General features: G+C 52.5%; 21 protein-coding genes, 2 rRNA genes and 1 riboswitch (1 of these 24 cut by a window edge). Of the genes, 19 read left to right on the forward strand and 4 right to left on the reverse strand.

Annotated elements, in window-relative coordinates:
• The 3 genes from DCC85_RS03490 to DCC85_RS03500 all read left to right on the forward strand — a co-directional run.
• A 23S ribosomal RNA gene (locus tag DCC85_RS03490) occupies window positions 1-1,815 on the forward strand (it extends 1,235 nt beyond the left edge of the window).
• Between the two features lie 231 nt (window positions 1,816-2,046).
• Window positions 2,047-2,163: ribosomal RNA gene (rrf, locus tag DCC85_RS03495) — 5S ribosomal RNA — on the forward strand.
• 207 nt (window positions 2,164-2,370) lie between these two features.
• The gene (locus DCC85_RS03500; RefSeq protein ID WP_108464320.1) at window positions 2,371-3,030 is read left to right on the forward strand and encodes a CAP domain-containing protein; all 660 of its coding nucleotides are present in this window, start codon (window positions 2,371-2,373) and stop codon (window positions 3,028-3,030) included.
• 84 nt (window positions 3,031-3,114) lie between these two features.
• On the opposite strand, the gene DCC85_RS03505 is transcribed toward DCC85_RS03500, so the two are convergent.
• The 3 genes from DCC85_RS03505 to DCC85_RS03515 form a co-directional block, all read right to left on the reverse strand.
• Window positions 3,115-3,375, reverse strand: a complete 261-nt coding sequence (locus DCC85_RS03505; RefSeq protein WP_108464321.1) for a GlsB/YeaQ/YmgE family stress response membrane protein — start codon at window positions 3,373-3,375, stop codon at window positions 3,115-3,117.
• Window positions 3,376-3,568: 193 nt separating this feature from the next.
• Window positions 3,569-4,714, reverse strand: coding sequence for a type II asparaginase (locus tag DCC85_RS03510; RefSeq protein ID WP_108464322.1), 1,146 nt, complete (start codon window positions 4,712-4,714; stop codon window positions 3,569-3,571).
• Window positions 4,715-4,932: 218 nt separating this feature from the next.
• Complete coding sequence (locus tag DCC85_RS03515; RefSeq protein ID WP_108464323.1) at window positions 4,933-5,919, reverse strand: ketoacyl-ACP synthase III; 987 nt, start codon at window positions 5,917-5,919, stop codon at window positions 4,933-4,935.
• Window positions 5,920-6,134: 215 nt separating this feature from the next.
• Between DCC85_RS03515 and DCC85_RS03520 the strand changes: the two genes are divergently transcribed.
• From DCC85_RS03520 to purD, 16 genes are all read left to right on the forward strand, one after another.
• Window positions 6,135-8,255, forward strand: a complete 2,121-nt coding sequence (locus DCC85_RS03520) for a DNA topoisomerase III (RefSeq protein WP_108464324.1) — start codon at window positions 6,135-6,137, stop codon at window positions 8,253-8,255.
• Window positions 8,256-8,346: 91 nt separating this feature from the next.
• On the forward strand, window positions 8,347-8,484 hold the full coding sequence (locus tag DCC85_RS23100) for a hypothetical protein (protein WP_199909969.1): 138 nt from the start codon (window positions 8,347-8,349) through the stop codon (window positions 8,482-8,484).
• 132 nt (window positions 8,485-8,616) lie between these two features.
• Window positions 8,617-8,880, forward strand: coding sequence for a DUF1294 domain-containing protein (locus tag DCC85_RS03525; RefSeq protein ID WP_108464325.1), 264 nt, complete (start codon window positions 8,617-8,619; stop codon window positions 8,878-8,880).
• Window positions 8,881-8,961: 81 nt separating this feature from the next.
• Entirely contained in the window at window positions 8,962-9,393 is a 432-nt protein-coding gene (locus DCC85_RS03530) for a universal stress protein (protein ID WP_108464326.1), read from the forward strand.
• A gap of 276 nt (window positions 9,394-9,669) precedes the next feature.
• Window positions 9,670-9,771, forward strand: a riboswitch (purine riboswitch).
• Between the two features lie 151 nt (window positions 9,772-9,922).
• Entirely contained in the window at window positions 9,923-10,423 is a 501-nt protein-coding gene (gene purE, locus DCC85_RS03535) for a 5-(carboxyamino)imidazole ribonucleotide mutase (RefSeq protein ID WP_108464327.1), read from the forward strand.
• Window positions 10,420-11,595, forward strand: a complete 1,176-nt coding sequence (gene purK, locus DCC85_RS03540; RefSeq protein ID WP_108464328.1) for a 5-(carboxyamino)imidazole ribonucleotide synthase — start codon at window positions 10,420-10,422, stop codon at window positions 11,593-11,595. Before purE ends, purK begins: the two co-directional genes overlap by 4 nt.
• Window positions 11,592-12,890, forward strand: a complete 1,299-nt coding sequence (gene purB / locus DCC85_RS03545) for an adenylosuccinate lyase (RefSeq protein WP_108464329.1) — start codon at window positions 11,592-11,594, stop codon at window positions 12,888-12,890. Before purK ends, purB begins: the two co-directional genes overlap by 4 nt.
• A gap of 43 nt (window positions 12,891-12,933) precedes the next feature.
• Window positions 12,934-13,827 carry a phosphoribosylaminoimidazolesuccinocarboxamide synthase gene (locus tag DCC85_RS03550; RefSeq protein ID WP_108464330.1) on the forward strand — a complete coding sequence of 298 codons (894 nt, stop codon included), beginning with the start codon at window positions 12,934-12,936 and terminating at the stop codon, window positions 13,825-13,827.
• Window positions 13,828-13,914: 87 nt separating this feature from the next.
• Window positions 13,915-14,160 carry a phosphoribosylformylglycinamidine synthase subunit PurS gene (gene purS / locus DCC85_RS03555; protein WP_108464331.1) on the forward strand — a complete coding sequence of 82 codons (246 nt, stop codon included), beginning with the start codon at window positions 13,915-13,917 and terminating at the stop codon, window positions 14,158-14,160.
• Between the two features lie 5 nt (window positions 14,161-14,165).
• Window positions 14,166-14,855, forward strand: coding sequence for a phosphoribosylformylglycinamidine synthase subunit PurQ (gene purQ, locus DCC85_RS03560; RefSeq protein WP_108464332.1), 690 nt, complete (start codon window positions 14,166-14,168; stop codon window positions 14,853-14,855).
• Window positions 14,833-17,076 carry a phosphoribosylformylglycinamidine synthase subunit PurL gene (gene purL, locus DCC85_RS03565; protein ID WP_108464333.1) on the forward strand — a complete coding sequence of 748 codons (2,244 nt, stop codon included), beginning with the start codon at window positions 14,833-14,835 and terminating at the stop codon, window positions 17,074-17,076. Before purQ ends, purL begins: the two co-directional genes overlap by 23 nt.
• On the forward strand, window positions 17,061-18,530 hold the full coding sequence (purF, locus tag DCC85_RS03570; protein WP_108464334.1) for an amidophosphoribosyltransferase: 1,470 nt from the start codon (window positions 17,061-17,063) through the stop codon (window positions 18,528-18,530). Before purL ends, purF begins: the two co-directional genes overlap by 16 nt.
• A gap of 141 nt (window positions 18,531-18,671) precedes the next feature.
• Entirely contained in the window at window positions 18,672-19,715 is a 1,044-nt protein-coding gene (gene purM, locus DCC85_RS03575; protein ID WP_108464335.1) for a phosphoribosylformylglycinamidine cyclo-ligase, read from the forward strand.
• Window positions 19,715-20,344, forward strand: a complete 630-nt coding sequence (purN, locus tag DCC85_RS03580) for a phosphoribosylglycinamide formyltransferase (protein WP_108464336.1) — start codon at window positions 19,715-19,717, stop codon at window positions 20,342-20,344. Before purM ends, purN begins: the two co-directional genes overlap by 1 nt.
• A gap of 198 nt (window positions 20,345-20,542) precedes the next feature.
• Window positions 20,543-22,090, forward strand: a complete 1,548-nt coding sequence (purH, locus tag DCC85_RS03585) for a bifunctional phosphoribosylaminoimidazolecarboxamide formyltransferase/IMP cyclohydrolase (protein WP_108464337.1) — start codon at window positions 20,543-20,545, stop codon at window positions 22,088-22,090.
• A gap of 84 nt (window positions 22,091-22,174) precedes the next feature.
• On the forward strand, window positions 22,175-23,443 hold the full coding sequence (purD, locus tag DCC85_RS03590; RefSeq protein ID WP_108464338.1) for a phosphoribosylamine--glycine ligase: 1,269 nt from the start codon (window positions 22,175-22,177) through the stop codon (window positions 23,441-23,443).
• A 242-nt stretch (window positions 23,444-23,685) separates the two neighbouring features.
• Here the strand turns inward: purD and DCC85_RS03595 are convergent, their stop codons facing one another.
• On the reverse strand, window positions 23,686-24,261 hold the full coding sequence (locus DCC85_RS03595; protein ID WP_108464339.1) for an ArsR/SmtB family transcription factor: 576 nt from the start codon (window positions 24,259-24,261) through the stop codon (window positions 23,686-23,688).
• Between the last annotated feature and the right edge of the window lie 90 nt (window positions 24,262-24,351).

Below are 24,351 nucleotides of genomic sequence, written 5' to 3' on the forward strand. Positions count from 1 at the left end.
CTTTGAGGCGTGGAGCCTGAGAGTGACATTTTGGCCGAAGATAGACCTCTATAGGGTCTGAGGCTAAATGCTCTCCAGGGGATAGACACACTTCGAAGGCGGAGTGAAGTCGATTCAGGGGTAGGGGAGCGTTGTATGTAGGTTGAAGGTGTACCGTAAGGAGCGCTGGACAGCATACAAGTGAGAATGCCGGTATGAGTAACGAAAAGATCAGTGAGAATCTGATCCGCCGAAAGCCTAAGGGTTCCTGAGGAAGGTTCGTCCGCTCAGGGTAAGTCGGGACCTAAGGCGAGGCCGAAAGGCGTAGTCGAAGGACAACAGGTGGAAATTCCTGTACCACCGTAAACCGTTATGAGCGATGGGGTGACGCAGCAGGGTAGTGACGCGGACTGATGGATGTCCGTCCAAGCAGTGAGGCTGGTGTGTAGGCAAATCCGCACACTTTAAGGCTGGGCTGTGATGGGGAGTGAAAATTACAGTAGCGAAGGTCATGATCTCACACTGCCAAGAAAAGCCTCTAGCCAGGTGAAGGTGCCCGTACCGTAAACCGACACAGGTAGGCGAGAAGAGAATTCTAAGGCGCGCGGAAGAACTCTCGTTAAGGAACTCGGCAAAATGACCCCGTAACTTCGGGAGAAGGGGTGCCTCGGTAGGGTGAATAGCCCGAGGGGGCCGCAGTGAAAAGGCCCAAGCGACTGTTTAGCAAAAACACAGGTCTGTGCGAAGCCGCAAGGCGAAGTATACGGGCTGACGCCTGCCCGGTGCTGGAAGGTTAAGGGGAGCGGTTAGGAGTAATCCGAAGCTGTGAACCGAAGCCCCAGTAAACGGCGGCCGTAACTATAACGGTCCTAAGGTAGCGAAATTCCTTGTCAGGTAAATTCTGACCCGCACGAATGGCGTAACGACTTGGGCGCTGTCTCAACGAGAGATCCGGTGAAATTTTAATACCTGTGAAGATGCAGGTTACCCGCGACAAGACGGAAAGACCCCATGGAGCTTTACTGCAGCTTGATATTGGACTTTGATACGATTTGTACAGGATAGGTGGGAGCCTAGGAAGCCGGAGCGCCAGCTTCGGTAGAGGCGCCGTTGGGATACCACCCTGATCGTATCGGAGTTCTAACCTGGTACCGTAATCCGGTGCGGGGACAGTGTCAGGTGGGCAGTTTGACTGGGGCGGTCGCCTCCTAAAGAGTAACGGAGGCGCCCCAAGGTTCCCTCAGAATGGTTGGAAATCATTCGAAGAGTGCAAAGGCAAAAGGGAGCTTGACTGCGAGACTGACAAGTCGAGCAGGGACGAAAGTCGGGCTTAGTGATCCGGTGGTACCGCATGGAAGGGCCATCGCTCAACGGATAAAAGCTACCCTGGGGATAACAGGCTTATCTCCCCCAAGAGTCCACATCGACGGGGAGGTTTGGCACCTCGATGTCGGCTCATCGCATCCTGGGGCTGAAGTAGGTCCCAAGGGTTGGGCTGTTCGCCCATTAAAGCGGTACGCGAGCTGGGTTCAGAACGTCGTGAGACAGTTCGGTCCCTATCTGTCGTGGGCGTAGGAAATTTGAGAGGAGCTGTCCTTAGTACGAGAGGACCGGGATGGACGCACCGCTGGTGCACCAGTTGTTCCGCCAGGAGCACAGCTGGGTAGCTAAGTGCGGAAGGGATAAGCGCTGAAAGCATCTAAGCGTGAAGCCCCCCTCAAGATGAGATTTCCCAATTAGTAAGACCCCTTGAAGACGACGAGGTAGATAGGCTGGAGGTGGAAGTGCAGCAATGCATGGAGCTGACCAGTACTAATCGGTCGAGGGCTTATCCTAAAATGACCCCACAAAGTGAAGAAAAGGCTTCGAGGCTGATTCCGAATACTTTGCGGGGACCCCGAGAAGATCTAAATCACAATTTCGTTTCGTATCCAGTTTTCAGGTGATTAAACATCTGAACAATTGTGGGTTAATATCAAGATTTGATATTTACTCGCAGGTTGTTTTTGAAGGTGGGTTATTTTCCTTGATGAATTTCAGGGAGCAATAGCGACCGAAAAAAAACTGTTTGGTGGCGATAGCGGAGGGGTTCCACACGTACCCATCCCGAACACGACCGTTAAGCCCTCCAGCGCCGATGGTACTTGGACCGCAGGGTCCTGGGAGAGTAGGACGCCGCCAAGCGAATAAAAAGAGCATTGTTGATACATGATCAACAATGCTCTTTTTCTATGTATGCAAGTAATGCTACTGCGAACATATGCTGATTCCCAACATCTACTTGAAGCCGAAAGAGAGATCTCATGGTATGCTTATTAAAGGTTACAGAATTGTAACTAACTATGAAGCAACATGGAAATTCTAAATCGACATTAAAGGAGATGAAGTTAGATGAAACACAGAATGATCAAGCATTGGGTTACCGGAGGTATGGCTGTACTATTAACTGTCGGAATCATGCTTCCGACTTCGGCGTCCGCCGCTTCCTCTCAGACTACTTTTAACTGGTCTACGTATTTTCAAAATGTAAATGTACAGCAGTGGCTTCAGCAGCAGCAATCCAACTGGTCTGCAGGGAACACACAGACAAAGAAGCAGACACAGACTCAGACGCAGACCCAGACTGGCAAACAAGGAACAACTAACAGTACACAAAACAACACAACTGCAACAGACAAATCTCAGTTTACTGCCGAGGTTATTCGTCTGGTTAACCAGGAACGGGCTAAGCAAGGACTTAAGGCTTTAACTGGAGACGCGAGCCTTAACAATATGGCATTGGCGAAAGCTAAGGATATGAGCCAGAATAACTACTTTGATCATACGTCTCCCACTTACGGTTCTCCGTTTGACATGATGAAGAAATTTAATATTTCTTATAACTATGCTGGGGAGAACATTGCTAAAGGACAAAAGACACCAGCAGAGGTTGTGCAGGCCTGGATGAACAGTGCAGGTCATAGAGCGAACATCCTGAATGCAAATTACAACCTGATCGGTGTAGGCTACTACAATGGCTATTGGGCACAGGAGTTTGTCGGCAGATCTTAATTCTCATTTTAAAAAAAGCAAGAAAAGAACAAACCGACGGAGTGAACCTCCGCCGGTTTTTGTTCATATTACTCATCGTATTCGTTAAGGATTGCTTCTTCTGCCCATCGAGCGAAGAATCAAGCTGACGATAAATACGAGGACAACAGCACCAATCAGGGCTGGAATGATATAGAAGTCACCGATTTCCGGTCCCCAATTACCAAGCAGCAGACCACCAAGCCATGCACCGACAAAACCAGCGATGATATTCCCGATAATACCACCCGGAATATCTCTACCCATGATTAAACCAGCCAGCCATCCAATAATACCGCCAACAATCAAAGACCACAAGAAACTCATATCGTGTCACCCCTCCATAATTATTGTTGTCGTTTACTATTAACCGTTTTGGGTTGTTCTAAACATCGAAAACGGGACTTACAGAATTTACAAATTGGTATGTGACTAACTTATTCTAGTCCAAGGCAAAAGGAAAGGGCTGACGCCAAATTGCGCCAGCCTATATGAAATGGGAGGAGTAACTTAAGGGATATTAATATTCGTTAAAGAACTCTTGAATCTTAGCAGGATCTTTGGTCTGGGTGAGGGCGAGCATAAGCAGAATCCGCGCTTTCTGCGGGTTAAGCGAATCTGAGGAGACAAAGCCGTCCTTGTTCTCGTCAGCTGACTGAGAAACGGTTCCGCTGCCAACCCGGGTGGAACGAACAATAATCGTACCCTTCTTAGCAGCATCGCTTGCGCCCTTAGAAGAAGCGCTCGACATGGAGCCGTCGCCCGAACCGGCAACTACGATTCCCTTGGCACCTGCAGCAACTGCAGCATCATACAGATAGCGTCCGTTGTTTTCATATTCATACAGAATATCTACTTGTGGAAGCTGATCCAAATTCGAGATGTCGAATACAGAAGAGGTTGTATGCTTGCGGATTGGTTCGTTGTAATAGTACACCTTGCCGCCAACAATAGCACCAAGATAGCCTTGCTCAAGAGATTTGAACGTGTCTACAGCGGTTGTATTGGTTTTACTAATATATCGCGCTGATCCAATTCGGTCATTCAGCATTACCAGCACGCCTTTGCCGTAGGATGCTTTGTCGCCAGCTACTTTCACAGCATTATAAAGGTTAAAAGGACCGTCTGCGCTAATGGCGGTAGCAGGGCGCATGGAGCCTACAACGACAACGGGCTTATCGCTTTTAATGACAAGGTTCAGAAAGTAAGCTGTCTCTTCCAAAGTATCTGTGCCGTGGGTGATGACTACGCCATCCACGTCGTCGCTTGCAAGCAGGGTATTGATCCGCTTGGCCAGCTTGAGCAGAATTTCATTCGTGATGTCAGGGCTTCCTACATTGGCGATTTGTTCTCCACTGACCTCTGCGATCCCTTTCATTTCAGGAACGGCGTTGATGAGGGTATCAATCCCAAGAGCGCCGGCCTTATAGCCGGTGACTGCGGTGTTGGAATCTGCGGATCCGGCAATGGTGCCGCCGGTTGCTAGAATTTTAATTTTGGGGAGCTGAGTGTTCTTCGCCTCGGTAGTGGAAGAAGCTGCTGTCGAGGAGAGAACCTTGCCGGGCACTGGCTCTGCCGCGTGAACACCGGCTGCAGATCCAAAGACAGATGTACCAAGCAGAGTGGCAGCTAACAAGGGTGCAGCGAAATATTTCTTGTAGTTCATGGTGATTGTTCCCCTTTCGGTATGTAGAATTAAATGACATGAGTTAAGGCTTATGACGGATTATAGAACTGAAACAAGCCATTTAGCAATACCTGTGTTAAGTTTTCTTACATAAAATAATTTTTGCAGCCTGAAACGATTTGTTTGTGGTAGGAAAATGGACATAGAAAAAGACCAGCTCTCAAAGCTGGTCTTTAGTTTGCCTAGAGGCCAAAAGACTAATTATCTATTCCCCATTTTAGCAACAGTCCGGCATAAGTTAGACCGGCTCCGAACCCGAACAGAACAAGATGGTCTCCACGCTTTAATTTCCCTTCTTGGCGTGCAAGCTTCAGGGAGAGAGGGATTGAGGCGGCAGAGGTGTTCCCGTAGTATTCCGCACTGGTCAATGTGCGCTCGGCAGGAATACCGGTCTTCTCGGTGATGGAGTCAATCATCTTCAGATTAGCGCTGTGAGGAACGAACCAATCAAGCTCATGGAGGCTTAATCCGCCAGCTTGCAGCAGACGGGAAATACCGTCTGGTACGGTGCGTACAGCCCATTTATAGACCTCTCGTCCGTTCTGCACAATTTTTCCGTTGCCTTCTAGGACTGTACCATCCAGAGCGGCGGCCATTCCGGCCCGGTAGACATGACGACCTCCGGACCCGTCACTGCCCAGCGTAGCAGCAAGAAATCCTGGATCGGCAGGATCTGCTTCTACGAGTGCTGCGCCAGCTCCATCACCGAATAGAATACAGGTGCTCCGATCCGTGTAATCTGTAACTTTGGTAAGGGTCTCTCCAGCAATAACCAACACTTTGCGGTGTAGACCGGAGCTGATAAGCCCGTTCGCCAAATGCAGCCCATAGGTGAATCCGGCACATGTTGCGTTGAGGTCCACAGCCCCTGCCTGTTTGAGGCCAAAGTGATCTTGAACCCGGCAGGCTACGCTTGGAAAAGGATAGTCGGGAGTCGTTGTAGCCACGAGAATGAGCTCCACATCCTCAAGGGTTCCTTCATAGGAACGGGCCAGGTCCTCAACAGCGCGGATACAGAGATGGGATGTGAACTCTTCCTCTGCCGAAATTCGGCGCTCCCGAATTCCTGTCCGCTGTACAATCCATTCATCGTTCGTATCCACCATCTTCTCAAGATCCGTATTCGTGAGAATGCGTTCGGGGACATATGCTCCCAATGCACTCAACCTTGCTATTGAACTCATATATTTCACGCTCCTTTTTGGATGAAAATCTAAAATTGTTTTTATTATAGCATCAGATACTAGTACCTGGTACTAATTTAAGAAGAATTTTAGTGTTTTTTTGAAAGTTTGTCAATCACCCTTGTCTTAAGTAGCATTGCCAGAGTCTTATCCTAGGTATGCGAAAATGCCGAGTGATAATGGTATAATGGAGGACGTGTGAAAGGAGAGAGGTTATGAAGATTTTAGTGCTGGCAGAAAAGCCCTCTGTCGCCCGTGAAATTGCGCGTGTGATGGGAAGCCGCGATAAACATAAAAGCTATTTTGAAGGACCTCGGTATGTCGTCACCTGGGCGCTGGGCCATTTGGTGGGACTTGCTGAGCCTGAGGATTATGATAAGAAATATGCCACTTGGAGCTTAGAGGATCTTCCGATTCTTCCTGGAAAAATGAAGCTTAAGGTGCTGCGCGAAACCAGCCATCAATTCAAGGCGGTTCAACAGCTCATGCGCCGTTCAGATATTTCAGAACTTATCATAGCGACGGATGCGGCCAGAGAAGGTGAACTGCTCGCGCGCTGGGTGATGGATATGGTGAAATGGAACAAGCCGTTCCAGCGGCTGTGGATCTCTTCGCAGACCGATAAGGCCATCAAGGAAGGCTTTGCCTCACTGAAGCCCGGCCATCAATTCGATCGGCTGTATGAATCGGCACGCTGCCGTGCTGAGGCGGATTGGATGGTCGGCCTGAATATCACTCGTGCGCTGACAACCAAGTTCAGTGCCCAGCTGTCGGCAGGACGGGTGCAGACACCTACCCTGGGGATGATTATGCAGCGTGAGCAGGAAATAACCTCGTTCCGCTCGGAAGAATACTCCCAGATTCGAGCTGATCTGGGCGGTTTTGAGGCGCAGTGGCGTTCACCCCAGGGCGAATCCCGGATTTTTGACGAATCTAAGGCTAAAGCGCTCCAGTCCAAGCTTGCAGACCAGACCGGGCGGGTTGTGAAGCTAAAGAAGACGGATAAGAGTGTGCCTCATCCCCTGGCTTACGATCTGACCGAGCTTCAGAGGGATGCGAACCGTCGGCTTGGCTTCTCGGCCAAACAGACATCTAACGTGCTTCAACGGCTCTATGAGCAGCATAAGCTGGTTACCTACCCGCGAACGGATTCAAGGTATTTGACGAGCGATATGATTGGGACGCTGAAAGAACGACTTAGCTCAGTTGCTGTCGGTCCGTATGCGCCACTGGCGCGACCGCTGCTGCGCAAGGATTTGCACGTAGGCAAGCGGGTGGTGGATGACAGCAAGGTCACAGACCACCATGCAATTATTCCGACCGAGCAAACGGTGCTGCTGAATGCGCTGAGTAGTGATGAGCGCAAACTGTATGATCTGATTGTCCGCCGGTTTATCAGTCTGTTCTATGGACCTGCAAAATATGACCAGGTTGCGGTGGCTGTCGACATTGCCGGTGAGACTTTCCATGCCAAGGGGACAACGGTAAAGGACAGTGGCTGGCAGGCTGTCTATGACGGAGAACACCTCGAAGAGGAAGGTGAGGACCCCGCTGATGAAGCGGAATCAACCCTTCCTGAGCTGAAGGAAGGCATGACGCTGCAGGTGAAGCGAAGCCGCATTGTTCCTGGCCGCACTCAGCCGCCGAAGCGCTATACCGAGGCGGCCCTGCTGTCGCAGATGGAGAAGCACGGACTCGGTACTCCGGCTACCCGGGCGGATATTATCGAGAAGCTGGTCAGCTCAGATACGATTGAGCGTCAGGGTGGAGTGCTTCATCCTACGGGTAAAGGGAAGCAGCTAATTGAGCTTGCTCCCGCAGAGCTCCGCTCACCGGAGCTGACGGCGAAATGGGAAGCGGAGCTTGAGCGGATTGCACGCGGTCAAGGGAAGCCAGATCCGTTCCTGCGCGGTATTCGTGAAATGGCGGGACAGCTTGTCTCTGGCGTCAAAGCTAGTGCCGCCTCTTACAAGCCGCATAACGTCTCGAACAGTCACTGCCCGTCATGTGGGACCCGTCTGCTGGAGAAGAAGACCAAGCGCGGGCTGCTCTTGACCTGTCCGAATGAAGATTGCGGCTATAAGCGTTCCGGTGACAAACGGCTCTCGAATCGCCGCTGCCCTCAGTGCCATAAGAAGATGGAAATGAAGGAAGGCAAGGCGGGGATGTATGTGCAGTGCCTGAGCTGCGGTATTACCGAGGTCTTGAACAAGGACAGCAAGCATGTTAACAAGCGTGAGCAGCAAAAGCTGGTTAAGCAATATGCGAAGCAGGAATCCTTGGGCTCGAACCTTGGTGAGCTGCTAAAGGCTGCGCTGGAGCAGAAGCAGGATTAAGGATAATCCTGCGCTTAGGCGGGCTTACAGGGGTTACCGGTATAAATTGCTCCTCTCTAAGGGATGTTAATCTTCAGGGAGGTGATGCCCGGTGCCTTATCACAAGCCGCGCAAGCTCAATAATCAGCAGAACAAGTCCAGCGTGATGGAGGAGACGCAGGCGCTCCGTCCTAAGAAGCAGGCGGAATCCCCGCCGAATTTGAATGAAATTCCTAAGCAGGAATCTTGAGAAGAGCCGAAGGGCTCTTCTTTTTTGGGTATAATTGTCTTGTGTCAGTCAGAGTTTTATAATAGAAACAGAAGTAAGTGGTAAGAGCAGACTTATATAAGCTGTGAACGAAGAGCGGGAGGTGCCTTTCAGATGAGGGAAATATTGATAGTCTGGTTCGTCTTCATCAATCTGATCGGGTACCTGGTGATGTCTGATGATAAGCGCCGGGCTAGGAAGAGGCGGGAGCGAATTCCGGAGCGGACCCTGTTCCTGCTCGCATGGATCGGCGGTGCCTTGGGCGTGCTCATAGCGATGTACAGCAAACGGCATAAGACCCGGCATATGAGCTTTGTGATCGGCGTGCCGCTGCTGTTGTTTTTGAATGCAGCCTTGTATGTGTACTTGCTGCTGTAGTCCCCCTTAATGGCACTTAGATTCTAACCAGAGGCCTCAAGGGTAATATACATATATTATAGTAAAGAGAGGTGCTTTACGATGTATTCCAAAATTCTAGTAGCTTATGATGGTTCCAAAGCTTCGAATAAAGCGCTCGACAGAGCGATTGAGCTGGCCAAGCTGTCCCCGAACGCTGAGCTTGAAGTGATCCATGTATTTGATTTTCCTCGCTTTTATGTAGCAGAAGGCTTTGCTCCTGTACCGGCAACGATGAACCAAGAGTTCTATGAGCTTGCAGAGAAGACTGTCGAGGAGGCGAAGAGACGTCTGGAGGAGGCGGGCATGTCTGGCACAGTGGAGCTCGCACAAGGCTCGGCTGCAGAGGTTATTCTGGATTATGCAGATAAGCACGACAACGATGTGATCGTTATTGGCAGCCGCGGACTTGGGGGCATTCGCGAATTCGTGCTGGGCAGTGTCAGCCACAATGTAGTACAGCATGCACGAATCCCGGTTATTGTAATTAAATAATCAGCTATATAGAATGAACTAAAGAAATGAATGTTATAGGGCCGTATTAGGCCGTTAAATATAGAAAGATCAATGTAAACTTTAGTTCAATCTATATAATTAGAGGGGATGCCGGACTGGCATTCCTTTTTTGCTTGCGAAAAAAGCAGACACTCCATGCATGAACATTCCCTTAGCTTTAAATCCGAACAATCATAATTTAACAATTTGGAATGTTCGGGTTTAAGTTGACACGGCATGATCGGTATTGGTAAACTAGAGGCAGGGAGGCGCGGATAGGCGCCCATATATAAGTCTCGTATAATGCCGGGAATATGGCCCGGAAGTCTCTACCTGGAAACCGTAAATTTCCGGACTACGAGGGAAGCGGCAGGAAAGTTTCTTTGTGGTCTCTTTAATATAGGCCCTCTTTCTCTTATGCCCGATTCCCGAATAGTCCGGTGTCCTGAAAATATTCGTATTTTCTTAGATATCGGATTTTTTTGTTGATGAAGCAGTATTTATTCCAACGAGGAAAGTAGGTTGAAACATGTCAGCGCAGGTGGCTGTAATTATGGGCAGCAAGTCAGATTGGGAAACGATGGCACATGCTTGTAATGTTCTTGAGGAGCTTGGGGTTGCCTATGAGAAAAAGGTAGTCTCGGCGCACAGAACACCGGACCTGATGTTTGAATATGCGGAGGGCGCTAGCTCGCGCGGCATCAAGGTCATCATTGCCGGAGCAGGCGGGGCTGCGCATCTGCCAGGCATGGTTGCGGCCAAGACGCCGCTTCCGGTTATTGGTGTGCCGGTAAAGTCGGCGGCGCTCAGCGGTCTGGACTCGCTGCTGTCGATTGTACAGATGCCGGGCGGTATTCCGGTGGCGACGGTTGCGATCGGCAAGGCCGGCGCCATCAACGCAGGACTGCTTGCCGCGCAGATACTCGGAGCCTTCGATGAGGAGCTGATGGGCCGGGTTCAGGCTCGCCGGGACCGCATTCGCGATGAGGTGCTTGAGAGCAGCGACAGTCTGGGAGATGTGAGCTTATGAGCCGCGGCGACTGCGTGCAGCCAGGATCTACGATCGGTGTCCTGGGCGGTGGCCAGCTGGGCCGGATGATGGCACTTGCCGGCAGCAGCCTCGGTTACCGGTTCGTGACCTTGGACCCGACCAAAGACAGCCCTTGCGGGCAAGTGGCAGAACAGATTGTTGCCGGCTATGCGGACAAGGAAGCAGCCCGGGAGCTGGCAGCCAAGGCGGATGTGATCACCTACGAATTCGAGAATGTGGATGCTGAGGTAGCAGCGCTGCTAGAGGAGCTCTCACAGGTGCCTCAGGGTAGTAAGCTGCTGCATACTACGCAGCATCGCCTGCGGGAGAAGCGGGCGATTGAAGCAGCCGATGTGAAGGTAGCTCCGTATGCGGAGATTCGCAGCGAAGAGGAGCTTCGCCAGGCAGCCGAGCGCTTGGGACTGCCAAGCGTGCTGAAGACCGCGACGGGCGGCTATGACGGCAAGGGTCAATGGGTAATCCGCAGCCGGGAAGAGATTCCTGAGGCTTACGCGGCACTTAGCGCGGGCGGGGCAGAGCTGGTGCTGGAACAGTTCATCGCTTTTGACAAAGAGCTGTCGGTGATTGCGGCTAGAAGCCCGCGCGGTGAGATTAAAACTTTTCCCGTGGCAGAGAATATTCATGTGGACAACATCCTGCATGCTTCGATCGTTCCGGCGAGAGTGCCGGCTCCGGTGCAGGCTGAAGCAGAGAAGCTGGCTGCAGCGATTGCTGAGTCTATGGGAGCGGTCGGGCTGCTTGCGGTAGAGCTTTTCCTGACAAGGGATGGGGAGCTGTACGTCAATGAATTGGCACCGCGGCCGCATAATTCGGGACATTACACGATGGAGGCCTGCACGACTTCACAGTTCGAGCAGCATGTGCGGGCTGTATGCAACCTGCCGCTGGGTGAAGTGAGACTGCTTAGCCCTGTGGTGATGGTTAATGTGTTAGGCGAGCATTTGGAGGAAGTCGTTCAGCGTGTGGTGTCAGGGATCTGGCAGTCGTCTGGAGAGCAGAGTAAGGCGATCGTGCCAAAGGTTCACCTGTACGGAAAGAGCGGGTCCGCCCCGAAACGGAAAATGGGACATATCAATCTGCTGTGTGAGCAAGTGCAAGACGGACTTGATTGGATAGAGCAAACCAAGATATGGAGGAATCAACAAGGATGATTGAACGTTATAGCAGACCGGAAATGAGAGCCGTTTGGACGGAGGAAAATAAATTCAAGGCATGGCTTGAAGTGGAGATTTGTGCTTGCGAGGCATGGGCAGAGCTCGGTGTAATTCCGAAGGAAGATGTGGTGGAGCTGCGCAAGAAGGCGAGCTTCGATATCGACCGGATTTACGAAATTGAGCAGGAGACCCGCCATGATGTGATCGCTTTTACCCGTGCGGTATCTGAAAGCCTTGGCGCTGAGCGTAAATGGGTACATTATGGGTTAACCTCTACTGACGTGGTAGATACGGCGCTCGGCTATATCCTGAAGCAGGCTAACGAGATTCTGGAGAAGGATATTCTGAACTTTATCGAGATTTTGAAGGAGAAGGCGCTGGCCTATAAAGATACGCCGATGATGGGGCGTACACATGGGGTTCACGCTGAACCGACGACATTCGGGCTGAAGATGGCTTTGTGGTATGAGGAGATGAAGCGTAACCTGGATCGTTTCCGTCATGCAGCAAGAGGGGTAGAGTTCGGTAAAATTTCCGGGGCTGTAGGCACTTATGCCAATATTGATCCGTTTGTGGAGCAGTTCGTCTGCGAGAAGCTGGGCACATCGCCAGCTCCGATCTCCACCCAGACCCTGCAGCGTGACCGCCACGCCGAATATATGGCTGCACTTGCTCTTGTAGCTACTTCCCTGGACAAGTTCGCGACTGAGATTCGCGCGCTTCAAAAGAGTGAGTTCCGTGAGGTGGAAGAGGCGTTTGCCAAAGGACAAAAAGGTTCCTCGGCGATGCCGCATAAGCGCAATCCGATCGGTTCAGAGAATATTTCCGGCCTATCCCGCGTAATCCGCGGCCATATGGTATCGGCTTATGAGAATGTGACGCTGTGGCATGAGCGCGATATTTCGCACTCTTCGGTGGAACGCGTGATTTTGCCGGATGCCACAATGCTGCTGAACTATATGTTGAACCGCTTTGGCAATATTGTGAAGAATCTGACGGTATTCCCGGAAAATATGAAGCGCAACATGAGCCGCACGTTCGGTGTTCCATTCTCTGGCCGTGTGATGACGAAGCTGATCGACAAGGGCTTCAGCCGTGAGCAAGCCTACGACACGGTGCAGCCGCGGGCTATGCAAGCTTGGGAGACCCAGCGCCAATTCCGCGAGCTGGTGGAGGAGACGCCGGAAATTACCGCGGTGCTGAGCAAGGAAGACATAGAGGATGCTTTTAATCCGGCATGGCATTTGAAGCATGTAGATACAATTTTCCGCAAGCTGGGCTTGATTGAATAAACGGGGCACACCCGAGTGGAATGGGCGAGGAGGAAGCTAGGCGATGACTTCATCTGCAATTTCTACAGCGAAGGAATTTATCAAGGCACCCTTGTTATATAAAGGCAAAGTGCGTGAGCTTTATGATTTGGGCGAGCATTACCTGATTGTGGTCACCGACCGGATCTCAGCGTTCGATTATATTCTGGAGCCGGCGGTGCCGGATAAAGGGAATGTGCTTAATCGGCTGAGCGCCTTCTGGTTCGACCGTACGGCAGAGCTGATCGAGAACCATGTCATTCACACCGATGTCGAGCGGTTAGGCGACCTAGTCACCAATAAGGAGCTGCTCAAGGACCGGATCATGGTTACTCGCAAAGCTCAGCGAATTGATATCGAGTGTGTCGCCCGCGGCTATGTCACAGGCGGCGGCTGGCGCCAATATGAGGCCAACGGGGAGATTAACGGCATCAAGCTGCCGGAGGGCCTCCGCAAGAACAGCAAGCTGGAGGAGCCGATCTTCACGCCGGCTGCGAAGAACGATGTCGGGCATGATGAAGATATTTCGTTCGAGCAGATGAAGGAAATCGTGGGAGCTTCCCTGGCGGTAGAGCTTCGGGAGATGACGCTGAAGCTGTATGGTTACGCCAGAGACTATTGTGAGTCGAAGGGGATTCTGCTCGCAGACTGCAAGCTGGAATTCGGACTGATTGACGGCAAGCTGATTTTAATTGATGAGATTTTCACTCCGGATGCCTCCCGCTTCTGGGCGAAGGAGAACTACGCGCTAGATACGGAGATCGACAGTATGGATAAAGAGCCGGTTCGGACCTATTTGGCTAACTCCGATTGGGATAAGAACAGCCAGCCGGCTCCGCTTCCTCCGCTAGTCGTGGAGGAAACCTCACGGCGTTACCGCGAGATTTACTACAGGCTGACGGGACAGCAGTTATCCTAATTCCTAACGCATGTGAAAGCTTGGACAGATTGGTTAACAGGCAAGGGCAGCACTTATCCCATTCATTATTAGGAGGAACAACGGAACATGATTAAAGCAACGGTCTATGTCACTATTAAGCAAAGCGTACTTGATCCACAGGGAGTTGCCGTTCAAGGCGCTCTGCATTCTATGGGCTTCCAGGAGGTAGAATCGCTACGCATTGGCAAATATATGGAGCTCCAGCTGGACACGAATGACCGTGCCGAGGCGGAAGCTCGTGTGAAGACGATGTGCGAGAAGCTGCTGGCTAACACAGTTGTTGAAGACTATCGCTTTGAATTGGAGGGCTAACCACCATGAAATTTGCAGTACTCGTATTTCCGGGCTCCAACTGTGATATTGACTGTTATAAAGCGGTGGAGGATACGCTCGGCGATCCGGTCGATTACGTCTGGCACACGGCGACAGACCTCTCCGCCTATGATTGCATTCTTGTTCCGGGCGGTTTCTCTTATGGAGACTACCTGCGGTGCGGCGCCATTTCCCGGTTTGCACCGGTGATGGCAGAGGTGGCTAAGGCTGCTGAGCAGGGAAAATATGTGCTGGGGATCTGCAACGGCTTCCAGATTCTGACCGAGGCCGGCTTGCTGCCAGGGACACTTCGCCGCAACATGTCCCTTAAATTCCGTTGTCACGACACCGTGCTTCGTGTGGAGAACAACAAGACCCCGTTCACGGCGGACTACGCCGAGGGCGAAGAGATCATAATCCCAATCGCACACGGCGAAGGCAACTACTATTGTGATGAAGAGACACTGAGTCAGCTAAAGGCGAACAATCAGATTGTATTCCGCTATGTTAATAATCCCAACGGTTCGGTGGAAGATATCGCGGGGATATCCAATAAGCGCGGCAATGTGATCGGCATGATGCCCCACCCTGAGCGAGCGGTAGATTCGCTGCTGGGATCGGAAGACGGCAAACGCATGTTTACATCTATTTTGAAAGCTTGGAGGGATCATCATGGCGCAGCAACTGTCCGCTAAAGAACCGACGGCGGAGCAAATCGCAAACCAGCAGATCTATAAACAAATGGGCGTGTCTGACAGCGAGTATGAGCTGATCTGCGGTTTTCTCGACCGTAAACCGAATTATACGGAAATTGGCGTCTTCAGTGTCATGTGGTCCGAGCACTGTGCTTACAAGAATTCCAAGCCGCTGCTCCGCCGCTTCCCGGTTACAGGCCCTCGGGTTCTAATGGGACCGGGCGAGGGCGCAGGCATTGTGGATATTGGCGATAACCAAGCGGTGGTATTCAAGATTGAGAGCCATAACCATCCATCAGCTGTTGAGCCTTATCAAGGCGCAGCAACCGGAGTTGGCGGTATCATCCGGGATATTTTCTCCATGGGAGCAAGACCTGTCGCTGTGCTGAATTCCCTGCGTTTTGGAAAGCTGGAGAGCGACCGGGTCAAATATTTGTTCGAGCATGTGGTGTCCGGCATTGCAGGATATGGCAATTGTATCGGTATTCCGACGGTTGGCGGAGAGATCACCTTTGACGACAGCTATGACGGGAACCCGCTGGTCAATGCAATGTGTGTCGGCTTGATCGACCATGACAAAATTCAGCGCGGGGTCGCTAAGGGCGTGGGGAACCCCGTGTTCTATGTGGGCCCACCAACGGGACGTGATGGCATTCACGGCGCAACCTTTGCCTCTGAGGAACTGACAGAGGAGTCGGAAGCGAAGCGGACAGCGGTTCAGGTTGGCGATCCTTTTATGGAGAAGCTGGTGATGGAAGCCTGCCTCGAACTGATCGACAGCGGGATTGTCTTGGGGATTCAGGACATGGGCGCAGCCGGTCTGACCTGCTCGAGCGCGGAGATGGCGAGTAAGGCGGGCAATGGGCTGGAGCTGTATCTGGACCAGGTTCCGCAGCGTGAGGAAGGCATGACCCCTTATGAAATGATGCTGTCGGAATCGCAGGAGCGGATGCTGTTTGTCGTCGAGCCGAAGCATGAAGCACAGGCGCAGGAAATCTTTGACCGCTGGGGCGTGATCTGCGCCAAGGTGGGCAAGGTTACCGATGATGGCCGCTTGAAGCTGTTCCATCACGGTGAAGTAGTCGGCGATATGCCGGTGACCGCACTCGTGGACGAGTGCCCGATCTACAATAAGCCGTCGGCTGTGCCGGCGTATTATGAAGCGAATGCGAAGGTGGATACGCTTCATTACCCGGAAGTCACCGATCTGGGCGAAGCGCTTGAGCAGGTGCTTTCTTCTCCTACAGTAGCCAGCAAAGCCTGGGTATATGAGCAGTACGACTACATGGTGCGTACAAGCACCGCAGTCCGTCCCGGCTCTGACGCCGCCGTTGTGACCATCCGCGGCACACGCAAGGGCCTTGCGATGACGACAGACTGCAACGGTCGCTATGTGTATCTTGACCCTGAAGTGGGCGGGAAAATTGCAGTCAGTGAAGCGGCGCGGAACATCGTCTGCTCCGGTGCTGAGCCGCTGGCGATTACGGATAACCTGAACTTTGGCAGCCCGGAGAAGCCGGATATTTTCTGGCAGATGGAAAAAGCCGTAGACGGCATGGCGGAAGCCTGCCGGGTGCTGGAGGCTCCAGTGATCGGAGGGAACGTCAGCTTGTACAATGAAAACGCCAAGGGTGCGATTTATCCAACACCTGTTGTGGGCATGGTCGGATTGGTTCATGATGTGGACCACATTACGACTCAAGCCTTTAAACAGGAAGGGGATGTGATCTTCCTGCTTGGCGAGACCAAAGCTGAGCTTGGTGGCAGTGAATTTCAATCCGTCGTTCATGGAGTAGCGGAAGGACGTCCGCCGGAGCTTGATCTCGGCACGGAGAAGAAGCTTCTCAGCGCGGTGCTCGGTGCCATTCAACAAGGGCTTGTGGCTTCCGCGCATGATTTGTCGGAAGGCGGCCTGGCTGTAGCGCTGGCTGAATCCTGCATCAGCGGGAACATCGGGGCCCAGGTGAGCCTGGAGACAGCACTCCGCCCGGATGTCGCGCTATTCAGCGAATCGCAGTCGCGGATTCTGTTGTCTGCTTCCGAGGAGAAGGCAGCCCAGCTTGAACAATATTTGAAGGACAGCGAAGTACCTGTAACGAAGATCGGACGTGTGGCAGGCAAGACCCTGGAGATCGACATCAACCGTGCTTCGGCTGTAAACAAATCCGTGGAAGGCCTGAAGCAAACTTGGGAGGAAGTTATTCCATGTCTGATGAAGTAACGTTTTGGACTGGCGATTATTATAACCAAGGGACGGGCCCTAACGATATATTCGATACGCTTAAAGAGGAATGCGGCGTCTTCGGTGTCTTCGGACATCCGGAGGCCGCCTCCTTGTCTTATTATGGACTTCATGCTCTGCAGCACCGCGGGGAGGAGAGCGCAGGTATGTGTGTGACCGGCTCGGGCGGGTTCAACTATCACCGGGGTATGGGACTGGTCAAAGAGGTCTTCGACAAGGACCGTCTGGCCTCGCTCAAGGGAGAACGCTCCATTGGGCATGTGCGCTACTCGACAAGCGGCGACAGCCGATTAACCAATGCGCAGCCGCTCGTGTTCAAATACCGTGACGGTGATCTCGCAGTTGCCACGAACGGTAATATTGTGAACGCCCCGAAGATTCGGCGCGAGCTGGAGCAGGGCGGGTCGATCTTCCAGACTACCAGCGACACCGAGGTGGTCGCCCATCTGATCGCCCGTTCGCCGAAGCCGCTGGTGGAAGCGGCTAAGGATGCCTTTCGCCAAATTGTCGGCGGCTTTGCCTTTCTGCTGCTGACTAATGATAAGCTGATTGTCGCCTGTGATCCCAACGGCCTGCGGCCGCTGACCATGGGCCGCCTTGGGGACGCTTATCTGTTCTCTTCGGAGACATGCGCCTTTGAAGTAATTGGGGCAGAGACGATCCGTGACATTCAGCCTGGCGAACTGCTGATCTTGGATGCGGAGGGCCTGCATGAGGACCGGTTCGCTGAATCTCAGCGTAAGGCACTGTGCGCGATGGAGTACATTTACTTTGCCCGGCCGGATAGTGATATGAACGGTTCCAATCTGCACTCCTCCCGCAAGCGGATGGGTCAGCGGATGGCGATGGAAGCGTTCGTGGATGCGGATGTGGTTACTGGAGTGCCGGATTCCAGCATTTCGGCAGCGATCGGCTATGCGGAGCAGACCGGAATACCTTATGAGCTTGGGTTGATTAAGAACAAGTACACGGGCAGAACCTTCATTCAGCCCAGCCAGGAGCTGCGGGAGCAAGGGGTGAAGATGAAGCTTAGCGCGGTTCGCCGTGTGGTGGAAGGCAAGCGTGTTGTGATGATCGATGATTCGATCGTTCGCGGAACGACCTCGCGCCGGATTGTGAATTTGCTGCGGGAAGCTGGGGCTACCGAAGTTCATGTGCGGATCACTTCACCTCCTTTCAAAAATCCCTGCTTCTACGGCATCGACACGCCGGATCGGCGCGAGCTGATTGCCTCATCGAAGTCTGTGGAGGAGATCTGCCGCGAAATTAATGCGGACTCCTTGTCATTCTTAAGCTCTGAGGGATTGATTGAAGCGGTCGGCGGAGACAATGTTAAAGATTATAAAGGCGGGCTGTGCATGGCTTGCTTTGACAATGACTATCCAACACGTACCGATTTCGGGGGCGAGGAGCAATTTGGCTGCGGTTGCTGATCAGGTGATGTCAGCGGCAATCCGTGTGCAGCGGGTGTTGCCTCGTCTGCCGTTAGACCTTGATTAAGGCTATTAACTTTTCATCCACTTAAATGAGATATGGAATAAACAATAGATGTATAAAAGGGAGAGTGTCCTTACGTGTCCGAAGCATACAAGAAGGCCGGTGTAGATATCGCAGCGGGGAATGAAGCGGTTGAACGGATGAAGAAGCATGTAAAACGGACGTTCCGTCCGGAAGTCATGACTGACCTGGGCGGTTTCGGCGCGTTGTTCGGCTTGAACAAAGATAAATATGAGGAGCCGGTCCTCGTCTCGGGAACCGATGGAGTCGGCACAAAGCTGAAGCTGGCGTTCGCTATGGATAAGCACGATACGATCGGAATTGATGCCGTGGCCATGTGCGTGAATGATATTGTCGTTCAAGGCGCTGAGCCGTTGTTTTTTCTAGATTATCTGGCTTGTGACAAGGTAATTCCGACGAAGATTGAAGCGATTGTATCCGGGATTGCCGAAGGGTGTGCCGAGTCCGGCTGTGCTCTGATCGGCGGGGAAACGGCTGAAATGCCAGGGATGTATGCGGAAGGTGAGTATGACATCGCCGGGTTTACTGTAGGTGTGGTGGATAAGAGCAAGATCATTAATGGAGCTTCCATTACTGCAGGAGATACGGTGATCGGTCTTGCTTCAAGCGGTGTGCACAGCAATGGATTCTCCTTGGTTCGGAAGCTGCTGCTGGAGCAGGCTGGTTATGATCTGAAGGATGCTCTTCCCGAACTCGGGAATGCCCGGCTGGGTGATGTGCTACTAGAGCCAACCAAGCTGTATGTGAAGCCGGTGCTCTCCCTGCTGGAGAAGGTCGAAGTGAAGGGAATGGCCCATATTACCGGCGGTGGATTCATTGAGAACATTCCACGCGTGCTTCCAGAAGGGGTTAATGTCGATATTGAATACGGCTCCTGGCCGATTCTGCCGATCTTCCAGCTGCTGCAGGAGAAGGGCTCCGTGTCTAATCGTGACATGTTCACTACCTTTAATATGGGGATCGGGCTGGTGATCATCGTATCAGAAGGCCAAGCAGAGGCTGCTCTAACCTCGCTGCGCGCAAGCGGTGAGACGCCTTATGTTATCGGAAAAGTAACGCCAGGCTCATGTGAAGTGACATTTACAGGAGCTGAGGTCTGATGTCTGTGCTGCGGATTGCGGTGTTCGCATCCGGTCAGGGCAGCAACTTCCAGGCGCTGGTGGATGCAGCCAGAGAGGGGCTTCTCGGGGCTGCCGAGGTGTCGCTGCTTGTCTGCGACAAGCCGGAGGCGCCTGTGGTGAAGCGGGCCGAAGCTGCCGGAATCGACACCTTTCTGTTCCGGCCCAAGGACTATGGCAGCCGCGAGGAATACGAGCGGGAGATTGCCGCGAAGCTTGCTGAACGCGGCGTGCAGCTGATCGTCCTAGCCGGATATATGCGGCTGTTGACGACTGTGCTTGTGGAGCCGTATGCAGGACGGATGATCAATATTCATCCGTCCCTGCTGCCGGCGTTCCCGGGCCGCGATGCAATCGGCCAAGCGCTCGAGTACGGCGTGAAGGTGACCGGGATCACCGTCCATTTTGTGGACGGGGGAATGGACACCGGAGCCGTCATCGCGCAGCAGGCCGTGGAGATTCGAGAAGACGAGAGCCGGGAGGCGCTCGAAGCACGGATTCATGCGGCCGAGATGGAGCTGTATCCGCGTGTGGTGTCGTGGTTTGCCGATGGCCGGATTACTTTGAATGACCGAAATGTATCGATAGTAAGCGGGAACAGCTGGAAATAGCGTATTAGCGCAAATTATTGTCCCGACCTACAGCAGACGCGTGCTCATTCGATATTTCCCGAGAAATATATTGTCGCATGCGGCGGGATCAGCGTTTGCTGTCGATGTAGTGATCTGTCGGAAGTCCGGAGAGGCGGGGCGTAGAGCGAGGCTTCACAAGAGAGTCTATTCTTCGTAAAACTTTTAGGAGGAGTTATAGTGACAATCAAAAGAGCGTTGGTCAGCGTATCAGATAAAACAGGCATCGTGGATTTTTGCCGCGAGCTGTCTAAATTGGGTGTGGAAATTATTTCGACGGGGGGAACGAAGAACCTGCTGTCGAAGGAAGGGGTTCCGGTCATTGGCATTTCTGATGTAACCGGGTTCCCGGAAATTCTGGATGGCCGCGTGAAGACGCTGCATCCGGCGGTGCACAGTGGGCTGCTTGCGATTCGTGACAGCGCTGAGCACCAAGCGCAGATGAAGGAGCTGGGACTGGATTACATCGACTTAGTTGTCGTAAACCTGTACCCGTTCCAGGAGACGATTGCCAAGCCGGATGTATCTTATGAGGATGCAATTGAGAATATCGACATCGGCGGACCGACGATGCTGCGTTCTGCGGCGAAGAACCATGCTTTTGTCAGTGTTGTCGTCGATGCAGCGGACTATCAGACGGTCCTTGACGAAATTCGCTCAGAGGGCGACACCTCCCTGAATACCCGCAAACGGCTTGCAGCCAAAGTGTTCCGTCACACGGCCTCTTATGACGCTCTGATCTCTGATTATTTGTCGAACGTCACCGGCGATCCGCTGCCGGAGCGCTTTACAGTCACTTATGAGAAAATCCAGGATCTTCGCTATGGGGAGAACCCGCATCAGAAGGCGGCTTTCTACCGCAAGCCGCTGGCTGCAGCAGATACGCTGACCACGGCTAAGCAGCTACATGGCAAGGAACTGTCCTACAACAATATTAACGATGCGAATGCAGCACTGCAGATCGTGAAGGAGTTCGAGGAGCCTGCGGTCGTTGCCGTGAAGCATATGAATCCTTGCGGTGTAGGCATCGGTGCAAGCGTACTGGAAGCCTATCAGAAAGCATATGCCGCTGATCCAACCTCCATCTTTGGTGGAATTGTAGCCGCGAACCGAATTATAGATGAAGATACGGCTATGCTGCTTAAGGAGATTTTCCTGGAGATTATTTTGGCGCCGGGCTTTACGCAGGAAGCGCTTGATCTCTTGACCAAGAAGAAGAATATCCGCTTGCTGAAGATTGGTGATCTTAGGGCCGGAGGAGCGCGCGAAGCGCAGTATGTGGTAACCACGATTGACGGCGGCATGGTGGTTCAAGAGAGCGATGTGCATTCACTGGACCCTGCGAATCTTCAGGTTGTCACTGACCGTAAGCCGACCGAGGAAGAACTGAAGCAGCTGCTGTTCGGTTGGAAAGTAGTTAAGCATGTGAAGTCTAATGCGATTCTGCTGGCTAAGGACAGCATGACGGTGGGCGTGGGCGCTGGCCAGATGAACCGGGTAGGCGCAGCGAAGATCGCCATCGAACAGGCGGGCGAGAAGGCGAAGGGCAGCGTGCTGGCCTCCGATGCCTTCTTCCCTATGGGCGACACGCTGGAGCTTGCGGCAAAAGCAGGCATCACCGCTGTTATTCAGCCGGGAGGCTCTATTAAGGACGAAGAATCGATCCGGGTTGCTAATGAGTATGGGATTGCGATGGTCTTCACCGGTGTTCGTCACTTCAAACACTAAGCTTAAGCTTGTATTTTCATAATAATCTTTTGGCAGGGGCCCGCCTCAGAGCGGGCCTTTGCCGCACTAGCAAGGGGGAGAAGCATGGATATTCTAGTCATCGGGGGCGGCGGCCGAGAGCATGCCATCTGCTGGGCACTTGCCAAAAGCCCTCGCGTCAACCATATCTACTGTGCACCGGGGAATGCAGGCATCGGTCAGCTGGCAGAGCTGGTACCTATTCAGGTGGGCGAATTTGAACGGCTTACAGCGTTTGCCGAAGAGAAGCGGGTAGGCCTTGTCGTTGTAGGTCCGGATGACCCGTTGGCAGATGGGATTGTGGATGCCTTTGAAGCAAAGAGCATTCCGGTGTTTGGTCCAAGGAAGAATGCGGCCCATATCGAGGGAAGCAAGACTTTTATGAAGGATCTCTTGAAAAAGTACTCCATTCCCACAGCTGCTTATGAGAAGTTTGATAATTATGAAGAGGCGCTTAAGTATTTGCAGAGCCAGCCTGTACCGATTGTCATTAAGGCCGATGGCTTAGCTGCTGGTAAAGGAGTAACGGTGGCTTTTACCCGGGAGCAAGCGGAGCAGGCACTGCAGGATATTATGGTCAGCAAGGTATTCGGCAGCTCAGGAGCCCAGGTGGTCATCGAGGAATTTATGGAGGGGCAGGAGATGTCAATTCTGGCCTTCGTGGATGGCGAAACCGTATGTGCCATGCCGGCGGCCCAGGACCACAAGCAGGTCTTCGATGGAGACCAGGGGCCGAATACGGGCGGAATGGGGACTTATTCGCCGCTGCCTCACATTGACGATGCAATTATCCAGGAAGCGGTCGAGACGATTGTCAAGCCAACGGCCAAAGCCATGGTTGCTGAAGACCGCCCGTTCCGCGGCGTGCTGTTCGCCGGGCTGATGATTACGCCAGATGGCAAGTCGAAGGCGATCGAGTTCAACGCGCGTTTTGGAGATCCGGAGACACAAGTGGTGCTGCCGCGTCTGAAGAGCGACCTTCTGGAGGTCTTTCTCGCTGCGGTGAACGGCACGTTGGATCAAATCGAGCTGGAATGGAGCAAACAGTCTGCCGTTTGCGTGGTGCTGGCGTCCCCAGGCTACCCGTCGAGCTACCCGAAGGGATTGCCGATCACGGGTCTGGATCAGACTGGCGAAGAAGCCCTTGTGTTCCATGCCGGAACGGCCAGGAATGAAGAGGGCGAGTGGCAGACGAGCGGAGGCCGGGTGCTGGGCGTCGTAGGTTTGGGCGATAGCATTGCTGAAGCCAGAGAGAAGGCTTATGCGGCGGCACGGCAAATCGAATTTGAAGGCAAGCATATGCGAACAGATATCGCAGCCAAAGCACTTAAATAGCTGCTATCACCTTGAATCACCAAGAGGTCTTCTCCTGCTTAGAACGAAGCGGGAGAAGACCTCTTATTGTGATTAGAGCGGATTAGACACTTTTCGGTGGTCCTAGGTATAACAAAATCCCCTTGATGAACAGGAGTTCAGCCTATGAATTGTTCATGGCTTATGTACTGGCACCAAGGGGATATTTGTGGGTTAACGCCTAAGCAGGATGCGAGAAATGCCGCGCAGGTTCGGCATCTTCATTATTCATGATCTGTACTCTTGGGCGAACAACCCATCATCATAGAAACAAACAGCTCATAAGATTTCAAGCCGGGTTCTGCATTCCGATTCTCATATTTCTCCGCCAGGCCTTGAACTTCTTTGAAGAATTCCTGAGCCTCTTCAGGAGACATGCGAAGCTTCTTGTTCATTAGCTGTCCAGCAGCCGGATTGTCTCCGCCGATATTGCTCAGGAAGTGCTGCTTATTCATCTCGAACATTTCGCTGATAAGCCCTTGGGTGGCTGAGGTATACAGCTTCTTCACAGCTGGCTCCAGCTCTTTGTTCACAATCTGTATTTCTCCGTGAAAGGGTTGATAGTACTTTGCGATAATGCCCTTGATTTCTCGGGTCTCTACCACCTTAAGCAGCCCAATGCTCTCCAGCTTCTTGACATGATAATAAACCTTAGCCGGAACCTCGCCCATCGTATCCGCCACTTCCTTCACCGTGGCCGGGCGGCCGATGAGATGAAAATTGTTAAAAATCTTAAGCCGGTACGGATCGGAGTATATCTTGATCTCTTCCGGTGTCTTGAAATTCAGTACGTCCGTCATTACGTCACCCCTATGGAGTCGATAAACATCTATGCTCTTCATTATAAGGGACGCTTTCCTTTAAGACAAAGCAAGAACAGGAATTGTTAT

It is taken from the genome of Paenibacillus sp. CAA11, from assembly GCF_003060825.1.
Taxonomy (GTDB): Bacteria; Bacillota; Bacilli; order Paenibacillales; family Paenibacillaceae; genus Fontibacillus.